A 21,887-nucleotide genomic window follows, 5' to 3' on the forward strand; every position below is an offset into this window, starting at 1 on the left:
GGAAGCCTTTTTATATTGTACAAATAGCCACGATTCTGGCAAAAAGACCGACTATCAGACCAATAAACAGAAAAAGACAAACGCCTCTTAAGTGTTTGTCTTCAATCTGAAACGACTTCCGTAGGGGAGGTCGTTTTTGCGTTTTCTAGAGGAGGAACAGCTTTTTTTCCGTTGTGATACGGAAAAACAAAGGGCAGGTATTGGTTTACAATTTACTAGATGGATCATATAATAAGGATATATTAAAAACAAGAAGAAGGGGAGGTTATGAAGACAATCAAATTAGTGACAATCGGTGGCGGCTCAAGTTACACTCCAGAATTGGTTGAAGGTATGATTCTTCGTGCACATCAATTACCCATTCGAGAATGGTGGTTTGTTGATGTTGAACAGGGAGCCCAAAAACAGGAAATCGTTGTTAATTTAGCACGGCGCATGGTCAAAAAAGCAGGTTTGGACTGGAAGATAGAGTCGACCTTAGACCGAAGAGAAGCATTGTTAGAGGCTGATTTTGTAACGTCTCAGTTCCGAGTTGGCCAACTACCTGCAAGATACTTAGATGAGACCATTCCCTTGAGTTATGGGATGCTGGGGCAAGAGACCAATGGGGCTGGAGGAATCTTTAAAGCTTTTAGGACCATTGAAGCATATAAAGGGATTATAAAGGATATGAAGGACTTGTGTCCCAATGCTTGGTTGATTAATTTTACGAATCCTGCTGGTATCGTAACGGAAGCCATTGCTAATGAACTCCACTGGAAGAAAGTAATTGGTCTGTGTAATATCCCTATTGGTCAAAAGAAACTTGCTGCTCAGATTTTAGGTCAATCAGAAGGAGACCTAAGTACGCGCCATGTTGGGTTAAATCATTTTCATTTTCATGAAGTTTTGGATAAGTATGGGGAAAATCGTACACAAGTAGTCTTAGAAACATTGTATGGGGATTTGAGAGAGGAGACGCCAGAAGCAGTCAAAAATATTACCAATCTAGAGTTTCCTATTCAATTGCTTCGGACGATTGAAATGTTGCCATGTGATTACCATCGTTATTATTTTTTGGAACAAGAAATGTTAGAGGATACTTTGGAACAGTATCGTCAGGGTAATGTACGAGCCAAGGTTGTGCAAGAAGTAGAGACAGAATTGTTTGAGCTTTATAAAGACCCACAATTGAAAGACAAACCAAAACAGCTGGAACTACGTGGGGGTGCCTACTATAGTGATGTTGCCTGTCAAATCATTTGTGCTATCCATAATGATAGTAGAGAAGAATTGACCGTATCTACTGTAAATAGAGGAGTTATTCCCTATCTACCTGAAAATTGTGTGGTAGAAGTCACCTCGATAATCTCTGCGCAAGGAGCAACTCCACTAGCTTGTCCACCAACTCCGCCGATTGTAACCGGTTATTTACAACTGATGAAGCAAATGGAGCTTGTCACTGTTCAGGCAGCAATGACAGGTGATTATTCACTGGCTTTACAAGCTTTTACACTAAACCCGCTTATTTCAAATGGACCACAAGCTGAGGCGCTATTGCAAGATATGTTACTTGCACATGAGAACTATTTGCCACAATTCGCACCAGCTATACAGCACATAAAAGAGAGAAGGAACAATCAATGACTAAAGACAAGGTATTTTATCAATTTCCAACAAATTTTTTGTGGGGTTCTTCTACATCAGGACCTCAAAGTGAGGGAATTGAGCCAGGTGATGGAAAAGGAAAGAACAACTGGGATTATTGGTATAGTATTGAGCCTGAACGATTTCATAACACAATTGGCCCTAGTCAAACATCAACATTTTACACACATTATGAAAAAGATATTGATTTATTAGTTGAAACTGGGCACACTGTATTTCGGACTTCCATTCAATGGTCGCGTCTTATACCAACAGGTACTGGAGAAATCAATCAAGAAGCGGTGTCCTTCTATCGTTCAGTTTTTTCTTTGGTAAGAGCAAAGGGAATTCAACTCTTTGTCAATCTTTATCACTTTGATCTTCCCTATTGTTTACAAGAAAAAGGTGGTTGGGAAAATAAGGAAATTGTTCGAGCTTACGAAGCATATGCACGTACATGTTTTGAGTTGTTTGATGACTTAGTCGATCGTTGGATTACCTTTAATGAGCCGATTGTTCCAGTAGAGTGTGGTTATCTAGGAAATTATCATTATCCATGTAAGGTTGATGCAAAGGCGGCAGTTGCGGTGGCTTATCATACACAGTTGGCAAGTTCTTTAGCTGTAAAGGCATGCCATGAGGTAAATCCTCATAAAAAAATCGCTATTGTCTTGAATCTAACTCCAGCCTACCCTCGTAGTGAGCAACCAGAGGATATAAAAGCAGCTCGAATTGCAGAATTGTTTCAAACAAAGAGTTTTCTAGATCCGTCTGTGTTAGGAGAATATCCCGATGAATTAGTCGAGCTGATTGATGCATATGGTCTAATGCCAGAGGTCAGCGACGAGGAACTAGCCATAATTAAGGAAAATCGTGTGGACTTCCTAGGGGTGAATTATTATCAACCCCTTCGGGTACAAGCTCCAACCAATAGTTGGAAAGAGGGAGAACCTCTTACTCCGGAACATTTCTTTGCCCCATATGATATGCCAGGTAAAAAAATGAATCCACATAGAGGTTGGGAGATTTATGAAAAAGGGATATATGATATTGCGATAAATATTAAGGAAAATTACCATAATATCGAATGGTTTGTAACAGAAAATGGTATGGGAGTTGAAGGAGAGAGCGCATTTAAAGACAGTGGACTCATTCAAGATGATTACCGGATTGAATTTATCGAAGATCATTTAGTTGAATTACATCGAGCTATCCAAGAAGGGGCGAATTGTAAAGGATACATGTTATGGACCTTTATTGATTGCTGGTCTTGGTTAAATGCATACAAGAATCGCTATGGATTAGTTGAACTGGATCTAGACACGCAAGAAAGAATTGTTAAAAAATCAGGCAAGTGGTTCAAGAAATTGAGCGATGCCAATGGTTTTCATCGCTAGGAGGGAATGATGGTGGAACTGGGCTTTTCAATTTATCCTGAAAACTACTCGCTAGAAGAGAGTCAAGCTTACATTAAACTGCTGCACCAATACGGAGCAAGGCGCCTATTTATGAGTTTATTGCAACTTGAAAATGGAGACCGAACAGTTTTCGAATTGTATCAAAAACTAATTGACTATGCAAATCAACTAGGGATGACTGTCATTGCAGATATCAGCCCCCATTTTATTGCAGCACAAGGTTGGGAAGGGGCATTGATGGAGCGTGCAGCTGAACTGGGGTTGGCTGGTATTCGTCTTGATGAAGCTCTTCCTTTGGAAGAAATCATTGAGATGACACATAATCCATACAACATAAAAGTTGAATTAAATTTGAGTACAGATAAGACCTTGTTGTCCAAGCTTTTGACTAGTCCTGCAAACAGGAATAATATCATTGCCTGCCATAATTTTTATCCTCATGCTTTTACAGGTTTATCCGAAGAGCATTTCTTAGAGATGTCATCTTTTTATCATCAATCTGGCATAAGAACTGCGGCATTTGTCAGTGCACAAACAGCTTCTGAAGGACCATGGCCATTATCTGAAGGTCTACCAACATTAGAAGATCATCGGTTCTGGCCCCTTCCCTTGCAAATTGCTTGGATGAAGGCAACGGGTTTTATTGATTCTATTTTGATTTCAAACCAATTTATTTCGGAGGAGGAGCTACAATCCATTCAAACAGCTTTAAGTGAAGATACAATCAGCCTCATGGTTGATGTCGAGGAAGGTTTGACTCCCGTTGAAAAAGAGATTGTAGCGTTTGATCATGTTTATAGAGGAGATATTTCTGCTTATGTTCTGCGTTCAACCATGCCTCGTGTGGTGTATAAGGACGCATCTGTACCGGCTCGGTCAGACCAAGCAATTCCTGTGGGACGAGGGGATATCTTAATTGATAATGATTTATATGGTCGCTACAAGGGTGAATTGCAAATTGCACTCAAAGAATTTACCATCAGTCCAAAGGTAAATAAGGTCGGACGAATCAGCCCAGACTATCTTCCCTTGTTAGGCTTTATTAAACCCTGGCAAAAGTTTAAGCTGGTCATAGCTTCCGAGCACTTTCACTAATGATACGGAAAAAGTAGGGACCTCTAGAAATCGCTTCCATGTTATAATGTACATATAAGAAATCAAAGACTGTTGGAGGAAAGGAGGGAGCATGTTATCTAAAAAAGAAGTACGCTTGTTAGAGGTTTTACTTGCAAAACAGGAGACATTCGTACCAAGCATAGAGCTAGCTAAGGTGTTATCAGTGAGTGATCGAACGGTAAGAACGTATATTCATCAACTGACATCTTCTTTAGAAAATAGCGGTGCTCATATCCTTTCAAAACAGGGTAGTGGTTATTGTTTACAGATTGAACGGCCAGTTGAGTTTGAAATGTTTTGGCAGGAGCAATTGCACCTAAAAAAGCAATTAACCGATTTAACCCAACTAGAAGAAGCGGGTGATCGGCAACGGTATATTCTCAATAAGCTCTTGTTTGAGGATCCGATTCAGTCACCAGATTGCTTACAGAGAGAGCTATTCATTGGAAAGACTACACTTCATTCCATTTTGGCGGATATTCGGAAACTGTTCACACCCTATCAACTAGAACTCCTAGTGACACGTAAAGGAATTGAGCTAAGAGGGGATGAACCTGCTATCCGTCACTTTATTATGGATTACTTTTTTGATGAGGGAAATGTTCAATCTGTTTACGGGGTTGTCGAAACCAATCTGTTGCCAGATATACGATTCACAGACTTAATGTTAATCGTTTTAGACGAGTGTCGGGATGCTAAATTACGTTTATCGGATTTTGTCATGCAGAATCTAGTGCTCCATATTGCTCTTCTTTTACAACGGATGAAAATCGGGTCTGGTCTAGACCGATTTCCGATATCGGAGCGTATTCAGTCGTCTCAAGAGTATCTTGTAGCACAGCGGATTATTGAACGAATCGAAGAAACGTTTCAAGTGACGATACCACCAGAGGAAGCAAATTATATTGCTTTGCACCTTAAGGTAAAACTAACGGGGAATCCGAATCAAGATGGTGAGGTGGAAGAGAGATTTAGACAAAATGTGGAGAACAGTCTCCTGCATTTATCACAATTAACAGGCCTAGAGTTGTCAAAGGATCAGCAACTATTCAAAGGAGTTCTGGCCCATTTGATGCCATTACGTATTCGTTTGGAGAATAATATTCAACTGGGAAATCCCCTCACTGCTGAAATTAAAGACAAATATTTTGAGGCTTTCGAATTAACAAAAACAGCATTTGCAGCGATACCAGAACTAATGGGGTATTCGATATCGGATGATGAGTGGGCTTACCTTACCTTACATGTGATGGCGGCCATAGAACGTTATCAGGGATTTAAGAAGACCAGAGTATTGGTAGTCTGTGCTACCGGAATTGGAAGTGCATTGATGCTAAAGAATCGCTTGGAGAAAGAATTTTCATCCAGCTTAGAATTTCTTGATACGGTTAGTTATTATGAAGTGACAGAGGAACGACTGAAGGACGTTGATTTGATTATTTCATCCATTAGCTTGTCGAATCTAATTTTTATGACCCCAGTCATTAATGTCAGCGTCTTCTTATCAGAGAAGGACATAGAGGCTATTCGATCTCATTTACAGCAAACGACCCCAGTTATTCCTGACCAAGGGGAAAATGTGCTAATGGAAGTAGGTCAGGCTAAGCAGATTGCAGAAGCCGTATTTGCTCCACATAGAATAGTCTACCTTGAGGAGGATTGTAACCGAGAAGTAGCCTTGAAGAAACTAGTAGCTTCTTTGAACGAATCCATTGAACCTGATTTTATTGATCGCTTTATAGAACAAGTGAATTTACGGGAATCTTACAGCCCGGTTGTCTTTGGGGATCGGTTAGCCTTCCCTCATCCAGCCTTGCCGATGAGTTATTCAGAACAAATTGTTGTAGGGATATATAAGAATGCTGTGGATTGGGGTCATGGAAAGCAAGTTCAATTCGTCTTCTTATTGTCACCTTCAAAGGGGCGAAATACCTATCTAAAGCATATTTCACCTTGTCTGGTTGATTTTGTGCAAGATAGAGTTCTCCAAGAACGTTTGTTGGAACATCCAAATTATAGTGAATTAATGAATATTTTTATTCCCCTCATTCAAAGAAAGGGGTAGGAGGAGTTTTTTATGAAACACATTATGTTAGTTTGTAACGCAGGTATGTCTACAAGTATGCTTGTAACTAAGATGCAAAAAGCAGCAGAAGAAACAGGGGTTGAAGCAACTATTTGGGCTGTTCCAGTATCTGAAGCCGATAATGAAGTTGCTCAAAAAGAGATTGATGTATTGCTCTTAGGCCCCCAAGTAAAATTCTTATTGAATGACTATAAGGCAAAATTTGAGCCAGCTATCAAGGTAGATGCTATCAATATGATGGATTACGGAGTAATGAATGGGGCTAAAGTTCTAGAAGCAGCTTTAAAATTGATGGAGGCCTAGTATGAGTTCTCCAGAGTATCTTGAAGCCATCATGGGGCTGATCATGTACGGTGGTGAAGCGAAGGGATTTGCTAGTCAGGCGATTCGAGCAGCCAAAGAAGGTCGTATTGACGAAGCGGAAGAGCTGCTCCACGACGCAACTGCTTCATTGAATATTGCCCATAAATCACAAACACAATTACTAGCAAAAGAAGCAGGTGGAGAGTCTGTAGAATTATCTTTGTTAATGGTACATGGACAAGATCACTTGATGAATGCTTTGACATTTATTGATTTAGCGAGAGAGTTTGTAGATCTTTATAAACAGATTGGATAATTATAGGAGGACTGGGTTATGAAGATATCAAAAATAGGTCAAGTTCCAATTGAGCGACTTTTCGCTACTATTCGCCAATCCTTAAAAGATGATTTTCAGCAAAATACGGGTTCCACCTTGCAAGATCAAGACATTACCCAGGGACTTACTTATACTAAAACATTTGGTGATAAAGGTCAGCACAGTGTCAAAGTGATCATCGAAGAGTTTTCAGCACCCAATTGTTACGCAGTCTGTTTTCACTCTAACCGAGGTAAAGAACATGTTTGCTATCGGCTAGAAGATTTAGGGAATGCTCAAACCAATATAGAGTATTCTTATGAGATGGAAGCTGGTGATATTTTTGTAAAAGGTAACTATTTTCTCATGGAAAAACTGTTTTCAAAAAGTATAAAACGCCAGACAGAGGCCCAATTAGAAGCCCTTATTCGCCATTCTGTAGACGGGGCTTCAGCTTAATATTTCGATCATATACAATAAAAAAATAGAAAAGGAGACAGATTATGTCAAATATTTCTGAAAAGTTTATGGAAATATCTGGTAAGATTGGTTCGCAACGTCACTTGATTGCGATTCGTGATTCCTTTATTTCCATGATGCCTATTACCATGGCAGGTACGGTGGCCGTTCTTTTGAATGTCTTTCTGAGGGATATTCCAAACAATATGGGCTGGACAGGTTTTGCAGAGGCCATGCAGCCAATTATTAACATCAATGGTTATGTTTATTTTGGAACCATTGGTATCATGGCGCTTGTTTTTTCCTTTACCTTTGGTTACAACTTGTCTTTGATGTACAAGGTCAATCCTTTGGCGGGTGGTTTGATTTCCTTCGCCTCCTTCATTTCAACTATTCCTCAAAGCCTTACCATTTCAACCGCTTTAGAAGGGGTGGACAAATCGGTTATCACTGCTTTGGAAGAACTTGGTTTGACCATTGTTACCACTGATGGTGTTTCTGTATTAGAAACCAGTGAGTGGGGAGCAATCGCCTTGAAATACGGAGGTGCAACTGGTCTCTTCACAGCCATGTTTATTGGTTTCTTGGCAACCTTTGTTTATGCAAGTTTGGTGAAACGTAATATTATTATCAAGCTACCAGACTCTGTTCCACCTGCAGTTAACAAGGCTTTCGCGGCTATTATCCCAGGAACAGCGGCAATTTATGCTTCTTCTATTGTGGCCTATCTTGTATTCTCTGTATCTGGTCAGTCTTTGAGTGATGTGGTATCAACCTACATTCAGATGCCCTTGCTTGGGCTCTCTCAAGGTCTTGGCTCAGTAGTGCTGTTAACCTTCCTTGTCCAGCTCTTCTGGTTCTTTGGCCTACATGGTCATAACGTATTGGCACCGATCATGGATGGTATCTATGGTATTGCTTTGAATGAAAATACAGCGGTTTATGAGGCAACAAGAAATGTAGCAGACCTACCTTGGCTATGGACACGCGGTTCCTTTGATGCCTATGCTCAAATGGGAGGTTCAGGTGTAACACTAGCTTTGATTATCGCTATCTTCCTCTTCTCCAAGCGGGAAGAATACAAGATGGTTGCTAAGCTATCCGCTCCGATGGGAGTCTTTAACATCAATGAACCTATTACCTTTGGTATTCCGATGGTATTGAATCCACTCTTTGTCATTCCATGGTTGATTGTGCCTCCAGTTTGTGCAGCTATTGCTTACTTAGCGACTGCTGCTGGCCTTATTCCTCCGGTCTTTCTAGCTGTTCCTTGGATTACCCCTCCAGGACTCTACGCTTATCTAGCAACAGGTGGTAATGTAATGGCAGCTCTAGTCTCTCTCTTCAACCTCTTTGTAGCCTTCTTGATTTGGACTCCATTTGTTATTGCAGCCAATAAGGTTAAGGCTGGTGAGGACTGATGTTTTCTAAAAATAAATCTCCCCTCCTGCTGGCACTCGGCTTCTTTCTGATTGCGATTAGTCCACTGTACGGAAATAAGTATTTCAATATTATTTCTGGTTTGGTGTTCATCTTACTCAGTGTACTTAGAAGTAGGAGAAAATAATAACAAGTGGGAAAAAAACGACTTCCGTAGGGGAGGTCGTTTTTGTCTGTCTATAGGTATTTCTTCTCGCTCAACCAAGCGTGGATAACAGAGAGAGTTTTGTCTTGGAACTTACCAGATTCGTACATATGGTCTGCTCCTGTTAGGGAAACCAGAACAGAATCTTGGTAGTTTTTAGCTGTTTTTCGGGCAATGGCAGATACGGTCATCTTGTCCTCGCTTCCTGTGATGACTAGGACAGGTCCTGTAATCTTGCTGAAATCGACATAGCCAGCTCTGCTTTTGTCAAAGAAAGGAAAGGCCATTTGGGTATAGACCTTGCCAGACTCGGGCACCAGGGTCTTGAAAACCTCTTCTTTTAGGGCAGGCTCCTGAACGTTGAGGCAGTAGCGGAAGAATTCGGCTTTATAAGGTGGCATGGGCTTTTTCCAAAATCCCCAGCGCAAGAAGTGACGGATGAAGCAACGAATCATGGTTGGATAGAAAGCAAAGATGTCAGCCGTTGGAGCGGGTCCCATGAGAATCATACCAGCCACCTGAGTGCGTTCCGCAACCATTTGGGCCAAGAGGCAGCCCAGAGAATGCCCCAAGAGTAGCGGTGGTTCGTCTAAGCTCTCAACCAAGGCGACTAAATCCTCAGTATAGTCTGTCAGGCTGACGGCACCGACCTTTTCCATGACATCATCATAAGGGAGGTCGTGGTAGCGTAGGCTAGGTGTGTGGACCCGCAAGCCCATGTTTTCTAATTTACGGGCAAAATCTCCCCAGACGGAGCCGTCACACCAGGTTCCGTGAATTAAAACGATATCTTTCATATTCTCCTCCTGACTTTTTTCTATTATAGCATGCTGAAAGCTAATTGTTAACTGTCTGTAAAAGAGTTAACATACTAGTCACATTTCTTTAAGTCTTGTGCAAGATAAGTTGGTTAAGATAGATGCAGAAGTAATAACTCTTTGAAAATCAAAATCAGACCTTGTTGACTTGATTTGATGACTGAAATGCTCCAGTGGAGCCTTTCAGCCTGTTCCCTTGAAATATAAAAGGAACAGAGTTCTATCTGTATGAGTAGAAACGAACTACGTTCGCCTATCTCCAACCTCCAAAGGTTCCCCGAACCTTTTTGTAGCGAACAGGTTCGCTCTATCTCCAACCTCCAAAGGTTCCCCGAACCTTTGGAGCTAGTCTGATTTCGATTTTCATTGAGTATAGATTGAAAGGATTTGATGAGTATGAATAAACAAACACTTCACAAAACTATGAAAGCTGCCCTTGCTACTGCCATGCTGGGAGGAATGTTAGCTCTGGGACAAGAAGCTGTTAAGGCGGATACAGAATTGACAGATAGTCCCACGCTTTCAGCCTTGACTGTTCAAGTAGAAGAAAAGGAGCGGTTGAAACAAGAAGCAGAGGCTAAAGCTGCAGCTCAAGCAGCCTTGACCACAAATATGGTATCAGAGGTTGCTGTAGAATACACAGCCAATACCTATCCTGCTGGTCAATGTACATGGGGAGCCAAGGAAATGGCGCCTTGGGTTGGCAACTATTGGGGAAATGGTGGCGCCTGGGCAGCCAGTGCGGCAGCTCTTGGTTATGAAGTAGGAACAACTCCTAAGGTTGGCGCAATCGCTGTTTGGACAGACGGTGGTTATGGTCACGTTGCCTATGTTACCGATGTAGCGGCCGACGGCACTATTCAAGTAATGGAATCAAACTATGGCGGAGCCTACTACCCAAGCAATGTACGTGGCTTCTTTGATCCAACAACCACTAGCGAAGGAACTGTAAGCTATATTTACCCTCCAGCTGGGGTCTAGGGATAGGCCTTATTTCGCTCCGAGGAAGGCTTGGACGAATAAGTTGGCAGGACAAACTGAAAAATGCAAAGGTCTAGAAATAGGCCTTTTCTAAGTGCAGAGGCTCCATTTAAAATATTTATACCCCTGATAGAAATTATATATTGGCTCATAAGATTCTTTCGTGATATGATAGTACAATCTGAAAAAGAAAGAGTGTACAATTCATGAAAAAATTAGCTTTATTTGCAACAACAGCCCTAGCAGCCTTTGCCTTGGCAGCTTGCAATTCTTCAACATCAACTAGCTCATCAAGCAGCACAGACCAAACTCTCTTGGCACAAATCAAGGAAGAAGGTGTCATTCAAATCGGTACGGAAGGTGCCTATGCTCCATACTCTTACCATGACGAGAGCGGAAAATTGGTCGGCTACGACGTAGAAGTTGCTGAAGCAGTTGCTGAGAAATTGGGCGTTAAGGTCGAGTTTGTTGAAACCAAGTGGGATTCCATGATTGCAGGTTTGGACGCGGCACGTTTTGATACTATTGCCAACCAAGTCGGTGTGACAGACGAGCGTAAGGAAAAGTATGACTTTTCAGCACCATACACCTATATCTACGGAGCTTTAGTAACCCAGAAAGATAATACGGAGATTACAGGTTTTGCTGACTTGGCAGGTAAAAAATCTGCTAACAGTTTGACTAGTAACTGGGCAGATTTGGCGCGTGAAAACGGTGCGGAAGTTGTCGGTGTAGATGGATTTTCACAAGCGGTTGAATTGTTGAATACAAACCGTGTGGATGTGACCATCAATGACAACTTGGTTTACTTGGATTACCTCAAGCAACACGCAGATGCACCGATTAAGGTTGTGACCTTGACAGACGATGTTTCCACAACAGCCTTCCCAGTGGTTAAAGGAAATGAAGACCTTGTCAAAGAAATCGATGAAGCCTTGGCGGAATTGGCTAGCGAAGGAAAATTAGCTGAAATTTCAAACAAATACTTTGGCGAAGACGTATCGAAAGCCAAGTAAGCAGGAGAAACCATGACAGATAGAGTATGGCAATTAGTGATTGATTCATTTTCGCAGATACTTGTTCCAGGATTGTTGGTGACCATTCCACTGACAATCCTGTCTTTTGCCTTTGGCTTGCTCTTGGCTATTGGAACGGCCTTGGTACAGGTAGCCAATCTTCCAGTACTCAAACAACTGGCTCGTTTTTATATTTGGATTATCCGTGGAACACCTCTCTTGGTCCAGCTCTATGTCATTTTTTATGGCTTACCAAGTTTGGGTCTGGTCATTGATGCCTTCCCATCGGCAGTCCTAGTGTTTTCTATTAACACAGGTGCCTATGCTGCGGAAACCATTCGGGCCTCTATTGAGTCCGTGCCTAAGGGGCAGCTGGAGGCTGGCTATTCTGTCGGGATGAGTTTTGCCCAGACCATGCGTCGCATCATTCTCCCCCAAGCCTTTCGAGTGGCCTTTCCACCCTTATCGAATACCTTGATTGGTCTGGTTAAGGACACGTCACTGGCAGCCAACATTACGGTCTTGGAGATGTTTATGGCAACCCAGCAGATTGCGGCTAGAACCTACGAGCCGTTCATTCTCTACTGTGAAGTGGCCCTTATTTACCTAGTCTTTTCAACTATATTGACCAAGCTTCAAGCCTATGGTGAGAAGAAGTTAGCAGTCTATTAGGAGGTTCAGATGATACAAGCAAGTGGAGTAAAGCTGGCCTTCCATGGACAGCAGGTTTTAAAGGGAATTGATGTTCAGGTCAATCCAGGAGAGGTGGTTGTCATCTTGGGACCATCTGGTTCAGGGAAAACAACCCTTCTTCGTTCCTTGAACTTTTTGGAAAAAGCTGACGCGGGGCACTTGGTTTTCGGTGAAGACAGCTATGACTTGGCTAAGATTGGTCATAAAGAAATCGCAGCTATCCGCAAGCGAACAGCTTTTGTTTTTCAAAACTACAATCTCTTTGCCAACAAGACTGCCCTGCAAAACGTGACGGAGGGTCTGATTGTGGCTCGAAAGGTGCCCAAGCAAGAGGCTGAAAGAATTGGTAAAGCAGCCTTGGACAAGGTTGGGTTGTCGGACAAATATGATTTCTATCCAAGTCAGTTATCCGGTGGTCAGCAGCAACGGGTCGGCATTGCCAGAGCTATTGCGACCAATCCAGAGGTCATTTATTTTGATGAGCCAACCTCGGCCTTGGATCCTGAGTTAATCGGTGAAGTCTTGGCAGTCATGATGCAGTTGGCCAAAGAAGGCATGACCATGGTCGTCGTGACGCACGAAATGGGCTTTGCGCGTGCAGTGGCCGACCGAGTGATTTTCATGGATGGGGGTCAGATTATCGAAGAAGGTCGCCCAGAAGCTATTTTTGACCATCCAAAAGAAGAACGAACCAAGCAGTTCTTGGCTCGGATTCAGAAAGAAGAACTATAGAAGGAAAACACTGGCAATGCTGGTGTTTTTCTCATACCTAAAGAAATAGATGTTATAACCTTCAAAACACTTTTGCATTTTTTACTAGAATTGGATATAATAGATTAAAGAAAACGTTTGCACAACATTTTATACAAGTTGGCAGGATTTTATGGAGGGGAGCCTATGACGACTTTGGCAGATGTGGCTAGGCTAGCCAATGTTTCAAAGATGACGGTGTCGCGTGTCATCAATCATCCAGAGCAGGTCACTCAGGAATTACGGACCCTGGTTACAGCTGCGATGGAGGAGCTTCATTATAAGCCCAATGTGGCGGCAAAAGCTCTTGCAGAAAAGAGAACCTTTATCATACAAGTCATTATTCTGGAGAAGATGGACGATGTGGAGCCTTACTATATGGACCTGTTGGCAGGAATTGCGAATGAGTTGAATAAAAGCAGTTATACCTTGCAGCTGGTGACCAGTGCTGATTTGGTAACGGACCAGTGCGATGGCTATATTGTAACAGGAGCCAGAAAATCGGATTACAGCTGGTTGCAGAACTTAGGAAAGCCTCTTATTTTATTCGGAGAAAATCAGGCAGGTTTGCCTTTTGTGGACTCTGACAATTTTACAGCAACTAAGTTAGCGACAGAGTTTGCTCTTGCCAAGGGCTACCAATCTGTTGTCTTTGTGGGGATTGATTTACCAGAGCCTTTTGAAAGCAAACGCGAAGAAGGTTATTTGGCAACCATGAAAGGTCGTGACAGTCAACTCTATCGCCTAGAAAACAACTCCCAGCTGGCCGAAATATTTATTAAAGAGTTTGAGGATTTACCAGACAACACTTGTTTTATCTGTGCTTCGGATTGTTTGGCCTTGGGGATTAGTAGAGGTCTACAGGCTATGGGCAAAGCTATTCCGCAGGAGGTGGGGATCATTGGATTTGATGGTTTTTTTATCGACAGAATGTCCAGCCCTGCCCTGACAACTATGAAACAACCCATTCGAAAAATGGGAGAGGTGAGTGTCAAACGCCTGATGACGCTCTTGGATGGCCAGACCTTGGCCAGTCAAGGCTACTATTGTCAAGCCAGTTTAATTGAACGAGAAACTACGCCATAGTAGTTTCTTTTTTTACTGCAGAATATAGAAGAAATTGCTTTTGGGCTTTGATAATTAGCATAAAACATTAGAAAAATTGACAAATAGTCCAAGAGTGAACACAAGCCTGTGTTTTATTTGGTCTTTTTGTTTCCGCTTTCAAGACTTATAATAAAACCATAAAAATCATTTCAAAAAGGAGAATTGAAAAATGGATTTTCTTCAAACCCCATTAAACTGGTTCTCGCAAAACATCTTGCAGAATCCAGCCTTCTTCGTAGGTCTTTTGGTATTGGTGGGCTATGCCCTCTTAAAGAAAAAGCCTCATGATGTCTTTGCAGGGTTTATCAAAGCAACGGTCGGCTACATGATTTTGAACGTAGCTGCTGGTGGTTTGGTAACAACCTTCCGTCCAATCTTGGCAGCCTTGAACTACAAGTTCCAAATTGATGCGGCAGTTATCGATCCTTACTTCGGTCTTGCAGCAGCAAACGGCAAAATCGCTGAAGAGTTTCCTGATTTCGTATCAGCAGCAACGACAGCTCTCTTGATTGGTTTTGGTGTCAACATCCTCTTGGTTGCACTTCGTAAGGTTACAAAAGTACGTACTCTGTTCATCACTGGACACATCATGGTACAACAAGCAGCAACAATCTCATTGATGGTGCTCTTCCTTATCCCAGGTCTTCGCAACCAATTTGGTACAGCAGCTATCGGTATCATCTGTGGTATCTACTGGGCAGTCAGCTCAAACATGACTGTTGAAGCAACGCAACGCTTGACAGGTGGTGGTGGATTTGCCATCGGTCACCAACAACAATTCGCTATCTGGTTCGTAGATAAGATTGCTCCAAAACTTGGTAAAAAAGAAGAAAACTTGGACAACTTGAAGTTGCCTAGCTTCCTTAACATCTTCCACGATACAGTTGTTGCATCAGCAACCTTGATGTTGGTATTCTTCGGTGTTATCTTGTTCATCTTGGGTCCAGAAATCATGGCAAACCCAGAAGTGATCACTTCAGGTACTCCATACAACCCAGCTAAACAAGCCTTCTTCATGTACGTTGTACAAACAGCCTTCACTTTCTCAGTATATCTCTTCATCTTGATGCAGGGTGTACGTATGTTCGTAGCAGAATTGACCAATGCCTTCCAAGGTATCTCAAGCAAACTGCTTCCAGGTTCATTCCCAGCGGTGGACGTTGCAGCTTCTTACGGCTTCGGTTCATCTAACGCAGTTCTTTCAGGTTTTGCCTTCGGTTTGGTTGGTCAGTTGATCACTATTGTTCTCTTGATTGTCTTCAAGAGCCCAATCCTCATCATCACTGGTTTCGTACCTGTATTCTTCGATAACGCAGCTATCGCAGTTTACGCTGACAAACGTGGTGGTTGGAAAGCAGCAGCAATTCTTTCATTCCTGTCAGGTGTCCTTCAAGTAGCTCTTGGTGCAGTCTGCGTCGGCTTGCTTGAATTGAGCGGTGGTTACCACGGAAACATCGACTTCGAAATCCCATGGTTGCCATTCGGTTATGCCTTCAAATACCTTGGTATTGCTGGTTATGTTCTTGTCTGCCTCTTCTTGTTGGCAATCCCACAACTTCAATTTGCAAAAGCAAAAGATAAGGAAGCTTATTATCGCGGTGAGGCGCAAGCTGACTAACACTCTTCGAAAATCAAAAGGATACGTCGTCAAGAGCCTTGGTGAACTCTAGTTCTACCGTCGGCTGCGTTTCCTAGTCTGCTTCTGATTTTCATTGAGTGCCTGTTCTTCAGTAAGATGATAGTCCTTCGAAAATCAACAGAACAAAACTTCATTTATTACTCGGTTCATTAAGAAAACAACAAAATATATTTTATAAAAAACAAGGAGAAAACAATATGGTTAAGGTATTAACAGCGTGTGGTAATGGCATGGGTTCATCCATGGTTATCAAGATGAAGGTTGAAAATGCTCTTCGTCAACTCGGTGTAACAGATTTCCAATCTGCTTCTTGCTCAGTAGGTGAAGCAAAAGGCTTGGCAGCAGGTTATGACATTGTGGTTGCTTCTAATCACTTAATCGCAGAATTGGAAGGTCGTACAAATGGTCATTTGGTTGGTCTTGACAACCTCATGGACGACAACGAAATCAAGACAAAACTTAGTCAAGTATTGTAATTGAAAAAGGGGGCGGGATTTCTTCCCATCCCCTTTCACATAGAGAGGAGAACAACATGAATTTACAGAAAGCATTTATTGAAAACAATTCTATCCGCTTGGGCTTGACAGCAGAAACTTGGCAGGAGGCTGTTCACAAGGCTGTTGAACCGCTGATTGAAAGTGGTGCTGCGACAGAAGAATACTACGATGCTATTATCGCATCAACTGAAGAATACGGTCCCTACTATGTGCTTATGCCAGGTATGGCTATGCCTCATGCCCAGGCTGGTGTCGGTGTCTTGAAAGATTCCTTTGCCTTGATTACCTTGACAAAACCAGTAGCCTTCTCAGATGGTAAGGAAGTTTCTGTCCTCTTGACACTTGCAGCGACAGATCCAAAAATCCATACTTCAGTAGCTATCCCTCAAATCATCGCCCTCTTCGAATTGGAAAATTCCATCGAGCGTTTGATTGCTTGCAAAACTCCAGAAGAAGTATTGGCAATGGTTGAAGAGTCTAAAAATAGCCCATACTTAGAAGGTTTAGACTTAGAAAGCTAATCTGACGACAAGAAATTGACATAGACATAAATGAAAGGAATTGAAGTAGAGTAGCAAGGTCTGACAGTCTGGAGACACTAGACTGTTCAGTCTTCTATTCCTTCTTGGTAATAGTATTATGACAAAACATATCCCAAATCTACAGGTTGCATTGGATCATTCAGACTTGCAAGGTGCGATTAAAGCAGCTGTCTCTGTTGGTCATGAAGTGGATGTTATCGAAGCAGGTACAGTTTGCTTGCTCCAAGTTGGTAGCGAGTTGGTAGAAGTGCTTCGTAGCCTTTTCCCAGACAAGATTATCGTTGCGGATACCAAGTGCGCGGATGCTGGTGGTACGGTTGCTAAAAACAATGCCGTTCGTGGTGCGGACTGGATGACTTGTATCTGTTCTGCAACTATTCCAACTATGGAAGCAGCTTTGAAGGCTATCAAGGAAGTGCGTGGTGACAAGGGTGAAATCCAAATCGAACTTTACGGTGATTGGACTTATGAACAAGCTCAACTCTGGTTGGATGCGGGCATTTCACAAGCTATCTACCACCAATCACGTGACGCCCTCCTTGCTGGCGAAACTTGGGGTGAAAAAGACCTCAATAAAGTGAAAAAATTGGTTGAAATGGGCTTCCGTGTTTCTGTAACAGGTGGTTTGGATGTTGATACGCTTAAATTGTTCGAGGGTGTAGATGTCTTCACCTTTATCGCTGGTCGCGGTATTACAGAGGCGGCAGATCCAGCAGCTGCGGCGCGTGAATTCAAAGACGAAATCCGTCGTATCTGGGGGTAAGGCCCATGGCACGACCAATCGGAATATATGAAAAGGCAACACCCAAGCACTTCACATGGAAGGAGCGTTTGGAGTTTGCCAAGGAATTAGGTTTCGACTTTGTGGAAATGTCGGTGGATGAGAGCGATGCACGTTTGGCACGTTTGGAGTGGACCAAGGAAGAGCGTTTGGAGCTGGTCAAGGCTATCTATGAAACAGGTGTCCGTATTCCGACCATTTGCTTCTCTGGTCACCGTCGCTACCCGCTAGGTTCCAATGACCCTGCTCTTGAAGCTAAGTCTTTGGAAACCATGAAACAGTGTATCGAACTGGCTCAGGATTTGGGCGTTCGGGTCATCCAGTTGGCTGGCTATGACGTCTACTATGAGGAAAAATCACCTGAAACCAGAGAGCGTTTCATCAAGAATCTTCGTAAGGCCTGCGACTGGGCTGAACAAGCTCAGGTCATGTTGGCTATTGAGATCATGGATGATCCATTTATCAACTCTATTGAAAAATACCTGGCTGTTGAGAAGGAAATCGACTCGCCATATCTCTTTGTCTATCCAGATACTGGAAACGTGTCTGCTTGGCACAATGACATTTACAGCGAATTTTACTTGGGCCACCGATCTATCGCCGCCCTTCACCTGAAAGATACCTATGCAGTAACTGAAAACTCCAAGGGTCAATTCCGTGATGTCCCATTCGGTCAGGGTTGTGTGGATTGGGACAATATGTTTGCAGTCTTGAAAAAGACCAATTACCAAGGTCCATTCTTGATTGAGATGTGGTCTGAAAACTGCGAAACGGTTGAGAAAACGCGAGCAGCTATCAAGGAAGCACAAGATTTCCTCTATCCATTGATTGAGAAAGCGGGGTTGAACTAATGCCAAAAGATTTACAGGAAATGCGCCAACGGGTTTATGAAGCCAATATCGCCCTACCTGCCCACGGACTTGTTAAATTCACTTGGGGCAACGTATCAGAAGTCTGCCGAGAACTTGGTCGCATTGTCATTAAGCCCTCTGGTGTGGACTATGAAAAGCTTTCCCCAGAAAACATGGTCGTTACGGACTTGGATGGAAATGTGGTAGAAGGTGATCTTAATCCTTCGTCTGATTTGGCGACTCACGTTGCCCTCTACAAGGCTTGGCCAAATGTCCATGCCGTTGTTCATACGCATTCGACAGAGGCAGTTGGTTGGGCTCAGGCAGGTCGAGATATTCCATTCTATGGAACCACTCATGCGGACTATTTCTACGGTCCAGTACCATGTGCCCGTTCTTTGACGGCTGAGGAAGTGAACTCGGCCTATGAAAAAGAAACAGGAGCAGTCATCGTCGAAGAATTTGAGCGCCGTGGCATCGATCCAGTGGCTGTTCCAGGAATTGTTGTCCGTAACCATGGACCATTCACCTGGGGCAAGGATCCAGCTCAGGCAGTCTACCACAGTGTTGTCCTTGAGGAAGTAGCTCGGATGAACCGCTACACAGAGCAAATCAATCCACGGGTGGAACCAGCACCAAGCTACATCATGGACAAACACTATCTCCGTAAGCATGGTCCAAATGCCTACTACGGCCAAAAGGGCGATGCTCACTAAACTTGGTTTCTAGAAAAAGGATTAGAAGAATGAGAAAAGAGCTCTCCTCATTCTTCTTTTTTTGAAAGGAGAGGACATGAGAAAGTCTTTACAAGATAGTTTGACAGAGATTGCCTACTATCTGGAATTGATTTTATCTGCTATTTTAGGACTAGCCCTCTTAGCTCTATCAGGCTTGTTGTTGGCGGATTTACTGGGGTCCTTGACGGGTGGCATTCAAGATGACACCTTTATCCAGATTTTTTTGAGCAAGGCCATGACCCTAGCAGTCGGGGTCGAGTTCATCAAAATGCTCTGTAAACAATCGCCCAGCACGGTGATTGAGGTGCTCTTGGTTGCCATTGCCCGTCAATTGATTGTGGAACATGGGTCAAGCATGGACTACTTGATTGGTATTGTGTCGGTTGCCATCTTATTTGCAGTGAGAAAATACCTCTTTACCCAGTTTGATGATTCCAACAACATCATCATGCGGGCCAGCCAGAAGGTCAGGGTTGCCAATATCATTGCACGGGTAAAAATTCCTAGCGAGGGCAGTGAAACCCTACGTGAATTTGTGACCCGCAAACTCAATGAAGAGGAGAAAACCATTGCTATTGGTGCCTGTGTCTATCTGAAGAATGTGGCTCTACGGATTGACAATATGCATGGAGATTTGATTACACGGGTGGAGATTATCAAGAGCATCTACTAAGTTATTTAGGTGGGTCGGCAATTTTGAATGAAGATGCACGAATACGTTCAGTTTTTATAATTATTAGAAATTGGTGCATAAATGTGTTAAGATAGAGAAAGAGAGGAGGGAAAACGGTGTTACTAGATAAAAGCAGTTGTGCCTTATTGCGTCATTTGATTGGTATCCAAGAGCCAGAAACCATTATGGCTATTTCCAAGGAATTGCAACAATCGCGTAGAAAAATCTACTACCACTTGGAAAAAATCAATGCTTCTTTGCCAAAAGGTATTGAAGCTCTGGAAAGTCTGCCTCGGATAGGCATTCGCTTGTCCGAAGAGCAAAAGCAAGCCTGTCGCCAACTCTTAGATTCCATTGATTCCTATAGCTACATTATGAATATGGATGAACGTATTCAATTGATGATGGTCTACATTTGTATCACACCCGAACGGGTAACCATTGAAAAGCTTATGGAACTGACAGAGGTTTCTCGTAACACAGTCTTGAATGACCTCAATGAAATTCGATCGCAACTGACACAGGAGCAATATAAGATGACCCTCTATGTGTCCAAGAGCCAAGGCTATAGCTTAGTTTGCCATCCCCTGAACAAAATCCAGTATGTCCATTCTCTACTCTATAGCATTTTTTCAGATGCTAACAAGGGCTTTCTTCAAGTCCTTGAAGAGAAATTATCGGATCTAGTCGAGTACCAAGTTCTCTTCTCAGAAGAAATGGTTCGGTTCTGGCAAGGTCAGGTTGCCGGTCTGGAGAAAAAACTAGGGAAGAAGATCAATCGCTATGAGATTGAGTTTATGCTTAAGGTTCTCCCCTTTCTCTTACTCAGCTATCGCAATATGGAGTTGGATGAGTTGGAAGAACGAGCCATTCTCAAGGAATTTGAACAGGTTCGTGAACGGATCGAGTATCTAGTTGCCCAAGATCTGAAAGAGGCACTTTGGTCTAGTTTTGATTTGGAGTTAGATGATATTGAGGTTTCCTTGATTGCTATCTTACTCCTATCCTATAGGAAAGATAGCGATGTTCATGTCACCAGCCAGGATTTTGATGAATTAAAACGGGTGGTTAATCGTTTTATTCACCACTTTGAAGTCCATTCTTCCTTTGAGTTGGAAAATCCAGAGGAGCTAGCTAGACATCTCTTAGCCCACTGTAAGGCCCTACTATTCAGAAAGACCTATGGGATTTTATCCAAAAATCCAATGGTCAAGCAAATCCAGGAGAAGTACAGCACTTTATTTGCCGTTACCCAAGTTTCCAGTAAGATATTGGAGGAAGAGTGGCAGATTGAATTGACCGATGAGGATATTGCCTATCTGACCATCCATCTCGGAGGAGCCATTCGTCGAAGCGGTACTCGTAAGGTTCAGAGCCAGAATATCTACTTGATTTGTGATGAGGGAGTGTCTGTCCAACGGCTACTTTATAAACAGTGTCAACACCATCTGCCTGACAAGAAAATTGGAGCAGTCTTTACCACGGAGCAATTTAAGAGTGTTGAAGACTTGCTGGAGGTGGATTTCTTGATTACCACCAGTGAAGGATTGGAAACGGATTTTCCACTGGTACGGGTCCATCCAATCTTGGATTTCGATGATGTACTCAATCTGACCCACTTTGCCAAATACCGTAGCCTGTCTGATGAGAAACAGGGATTTGCGGTAGAGCTGGATAAGCTCTTAGCTGGCTACTTAACCGACGGAAAGACAGTCCAAGAACTCAAGGGCAGACTGCAAAAGCTAATCAGCAATGAACTGCTGTCCAATATGTCTAGCCGAGATATTGAAACGGATTTGTACTGATTTTTACTTGCCCATGCCTTAAAGTCCAAATGTGAACACAAGCCTGTGTTTTATTTGGTCTTTTTTTTGTGACCTTTTGCGCATATAC

Annotated in this window: 22 protein-coding genes; 21 read left to right on the forward strand and 1 reads right to left on the reverse strand. The window is 42.8% G+C overall.

Going from position 1 to position 21,887, the window contains the following annotated elements:
- The first annotated feature begins 267 nt into the window (after positions 1-267).
- The 8 genes from C1G57_RS01570 to C1G57_RS01605 all read left to right on the forward strand — a co-directional run bounded on the left by C1G57_RS01570 (position 268) and on the right by C1G57_RS01605 (position 8,745).
- A complete protein-coding gene (locus C1G57_RS01570) occupies positions 268-1,626 on the forward strand; it encodes a 6-phospho-beta-glucosidase (RefSeq protein WP_105113466.1) in 1,359 nt (452 codons plus the stop codon).
- Positions 1,623-3,023: a glycoside hydrolase family 1 protein gene (locus tag C1G57_RS01575; RefSeq protein ID WP_105113467.1), complete on the forward strand. Its 1,401-nt coding sequence runs from the start codon at positions 1,623-1,625 to the stop codon at positions 3,021-3,023. Before C1G57_RS01570 ends, C1G57_RS01575 begins: the two co-directional genes overlap by 4 nt.
- Positions 3,024-3,032: 9 nt before the next feature.
- The gene (locus C1G57_RS01580; RefSeq protein WP_161941083.1) at positions 3,033-4,139 is read left to right on the forward strand and encodes a DUF871 domain-containing protein; all 1,107 of its coding nucleotides are present in this window, start codon (positions 3,033-3,035) and stop codon (positions 4,137-4,139) included.
- A 91-nt stretch (positions 4,140-4,230) separates the two neighbouring features.
- Positions 4,231-6,225, forward strand: a complete 1,995-nt coding sequence (locus C1G57_RS01585; RefSeq protein WP_105113469.1) for a BglG family transcription antiterminator — start codon at positions 4,231-4,233, stop codon at positions 6,223-6,225.
- Positions 6,226-6,237: 12 nt separating this feature from the next.
- Positions 6,238-6,549, forward strand: a complete 312-nt coding sequence (locus tag C1G57_RS01590) for a PTS sugar transporter subunit IIB (RefSeq protein WP_105113470.1) — start codon at positions 6,238-6,240, stop codon at positions 6,547-6,549.
- 1 nt (position 6,550) lies between these two features.
- Positions 6,551-6,865 (forward strand): PTS lactose/cellobiose transporter subunit IIA, encoded by a 315-nt coding sequence (locus C1G57_RS01595; protein WP_105113471.1) that lies wholly within the window; start codon positions 6,551-6,553, stop codon positions 6,863-6,865.
- 18 nt (positions 6,866-6,883) lie between these two features.
- Positions 6,884-7,324 carry a DUF3284 domain-containing protein gene (locus tag C1G57_RS01600; protein WP_105113472.1) on the forward strand — a complete coding sequence of 147 codons (441 nt, stop codon included), beginning with the start codon at positions 6,884-6,886 and terminating at the stop codon, positions 7,322-7,324.
- Positions 7,325-7,368: 44 nt separating this feature from the next.
- Positions 7,369-8,745 (forward strand): PTS sugar transporter subunit IIC, encoded by a 1,377-nt coding sequence (locus C1G57_RS01605; protein ID WP_105113473.1) that lies wholly within the window; start codon positions 7,369-7,371, stop codon positions 8,743-8,745.
- Positions 8,746-8,941: 196 nt separating this feature from the next.
- Here C1G57_RS01605 and C1G57_RS01610 read toward each other — a convergent pair whose 3' ends face one another.
- Positions 8,942-9,706, reverse strand: coding sequence for an alpha/beta fold hydrolase (locus C1G57_RS01610; RefSeq protein WP_105113474.1), 765 nt, complete (start codon positions 9,704-9,706; stop codon positions 8,942-8,944).
- A gap of 417 nt (positions 9,707-10,123) precedes the next feature.
- Here C1G57_RS01610 and C1G57_RS01620 point away from each other — a divergent pair, with 417 nt between their 5' ends.
- From C1G57_RS01620 to C1G57_RS01680, 13 genes are all read left to right on the forward strand, one after another.
- On the forward strand, positions 10,124-10,708 hold the full coding sequence (locus C1G57_RS01620; RefSeq protein WP_105113476.1) for a CHAP domain-containing protein: 585 nt from the start codon (positions 10,124-10,126) through the stop codon (positions 10,706-10,708).
- A 206-nt stretch (positions 10,709-10,914) separates the two neighbouring features.
- On the forward strand, positions 10,915-11,724 hold the full coding sequence (locus C1G57_RS01625; protein WP_105113477.1) for an amino acid ABC transporter substrate-binding protein: 810 nt from the start codon (positions 10,915-10,917) through the stop codon (positions 11,722-11,724).
- A gap of 12 nt (positions 11,725-11,736) precedes the next feature.
- Positions 11,737-12,396, forward strand: a complete 660-nt coding sequence (locus tag C1G57_RS01630; protein WP_105113478.1) for an amino acid ABC transporter permease — start codon at positions 11,737-11,739, stop codon at positions 12,394-12,396.
- Positions 12,397-12,405: 9 nt separating this feature from the next.
- Complete coding sequence (locus C1G57_RS01635; protein WP_105113479.1) at positions 12,406-13,149, forward strand: amino acid ABC transporter ATP-binding protein; 744 nt, start codon at positions 12,406-12,408, stop codon at positions 13,147-13,149.
- A gap of 165 nt (positions 13,150-13,314) precedes the next feature.
- Positions 13,315-14,253 carry a LacI family DNA-binding transcriptional regulator gene (locus C1G57_RS01640; RefSeq protein ID WP_105113480.1) on the forward strand — a complete coding sequence of 313 codons (939 nt, stop codon included), beginning with the start codon at positions 13,315-13,317 and terminating at the stop codon, positions 14,251-14,253.
- A 190-nt stretch (positions 14,254-14,443) separates the two neighbouring features.
- Complete coding sequence (locus C1G57_RS01645) at positions 14,444-15,892, forward strand: PTS sugar transporter subunit IIC (RefSeq protein ID WP_105113481.1); 1,449 nt, start codon at positions 14,444-14,446, stop codon at positions 15,890-15,892.
- A gap of 218 nt (positions 15,893-16,110) precedes the next feature.
- Positions 16,111-16,389, forward strand: coding sequence for a PTS sugar transporter subunit IIB (locus C1G57_RS01650; protein ID WP_029179495.1), 279 nt, complete (start codon positions 16,111-16,113; stop codon positions 16,387-16,389).
- A 56-nt stretch (positions 16,390-16,445) separates the two neighbouring features.
- Positions 16,446-16,931, forward strand: coding sequence for a PTS sugar transporter subunit IIA (locus C1G57_RS01655; RefSeq protein WP_105113482.1), 486 nt, complete (start codon positions 16,446-16,448; stop codon positions 16,929-16,931).
- A 118-nt stretch (positions 16,932-17,049) separates the two neighbouring features.
- Positions 17,050-17,715, forward strand: a complete 666-nt coding sequence (locus tag C1G57_RS01660) for a 3-keto-L-gulonate-6-phosphate decarboxylase UlaD (protein WP_029187125.1) — start codon at positions 17,050-17,052, stop codon at positions 17,713-17,715.
- 5 nt (positions 17,716-17,720) lie between these two features.
- Positions 17,721-18,584, forward strand: coding sequence for an L-ribulose-5-phosphate 3-epimerase (locus C1G57_RS01665; RefSeq protein ID WP_105113483.1), 864 nt, complete (start codon positions 17,721-17,723; stop codon positions 18,582-18,584).
- Complete coding sequence (locus C1G57_RS01670; protein WP_105113484.1) at positions 18,584-19,300, forward strand: L-ribulose-5-phosphate 4-epimerase; 717 nt, start codon at positions 18,584-18,586, stop codon at positions 19,298-19,300. The genes C1G57_RS01665 and C1G57_RS01670 overlap by 1 nt, the downstream gene beginning before the upstream one ends.
- Before the next feature lie 76 nt (positions 19,301-19,376).
- A complete protein-coding gene (locus tag C1G57_RS01675) occupies positions 19,377-19,994 on the forward strand; it encodes a hypothetical protein (protein WP_105113485.1) in 618 nt (205 codons plus the stop codon).
- A gap of 116 nt (positions 19,995-20,110) precedes the next feature.
- Positions 20,111-21,799: a BglG family transcription antiterminator gene (locus C1G57_RS01680; protein WP_105113486.1), complete on the forward strand. Its 1,689-nt coding sequence runs from the start codon at positions 20,111-20,113 to the stop codon at positions 21,797-21,799.
- Positions 21,800-21,887 lie beyond the last annotated feature (88 nt).

Source organism: Streptococcus suis (genome assembly GCF_002960425.1).
In the GTDB taxonomy this organism is placed as follows: Bacteria; Bacillota; Bacilli; order Lactobacillales; family Streptococcaceae; genus Streptococcus; species Streptococcus suis_S.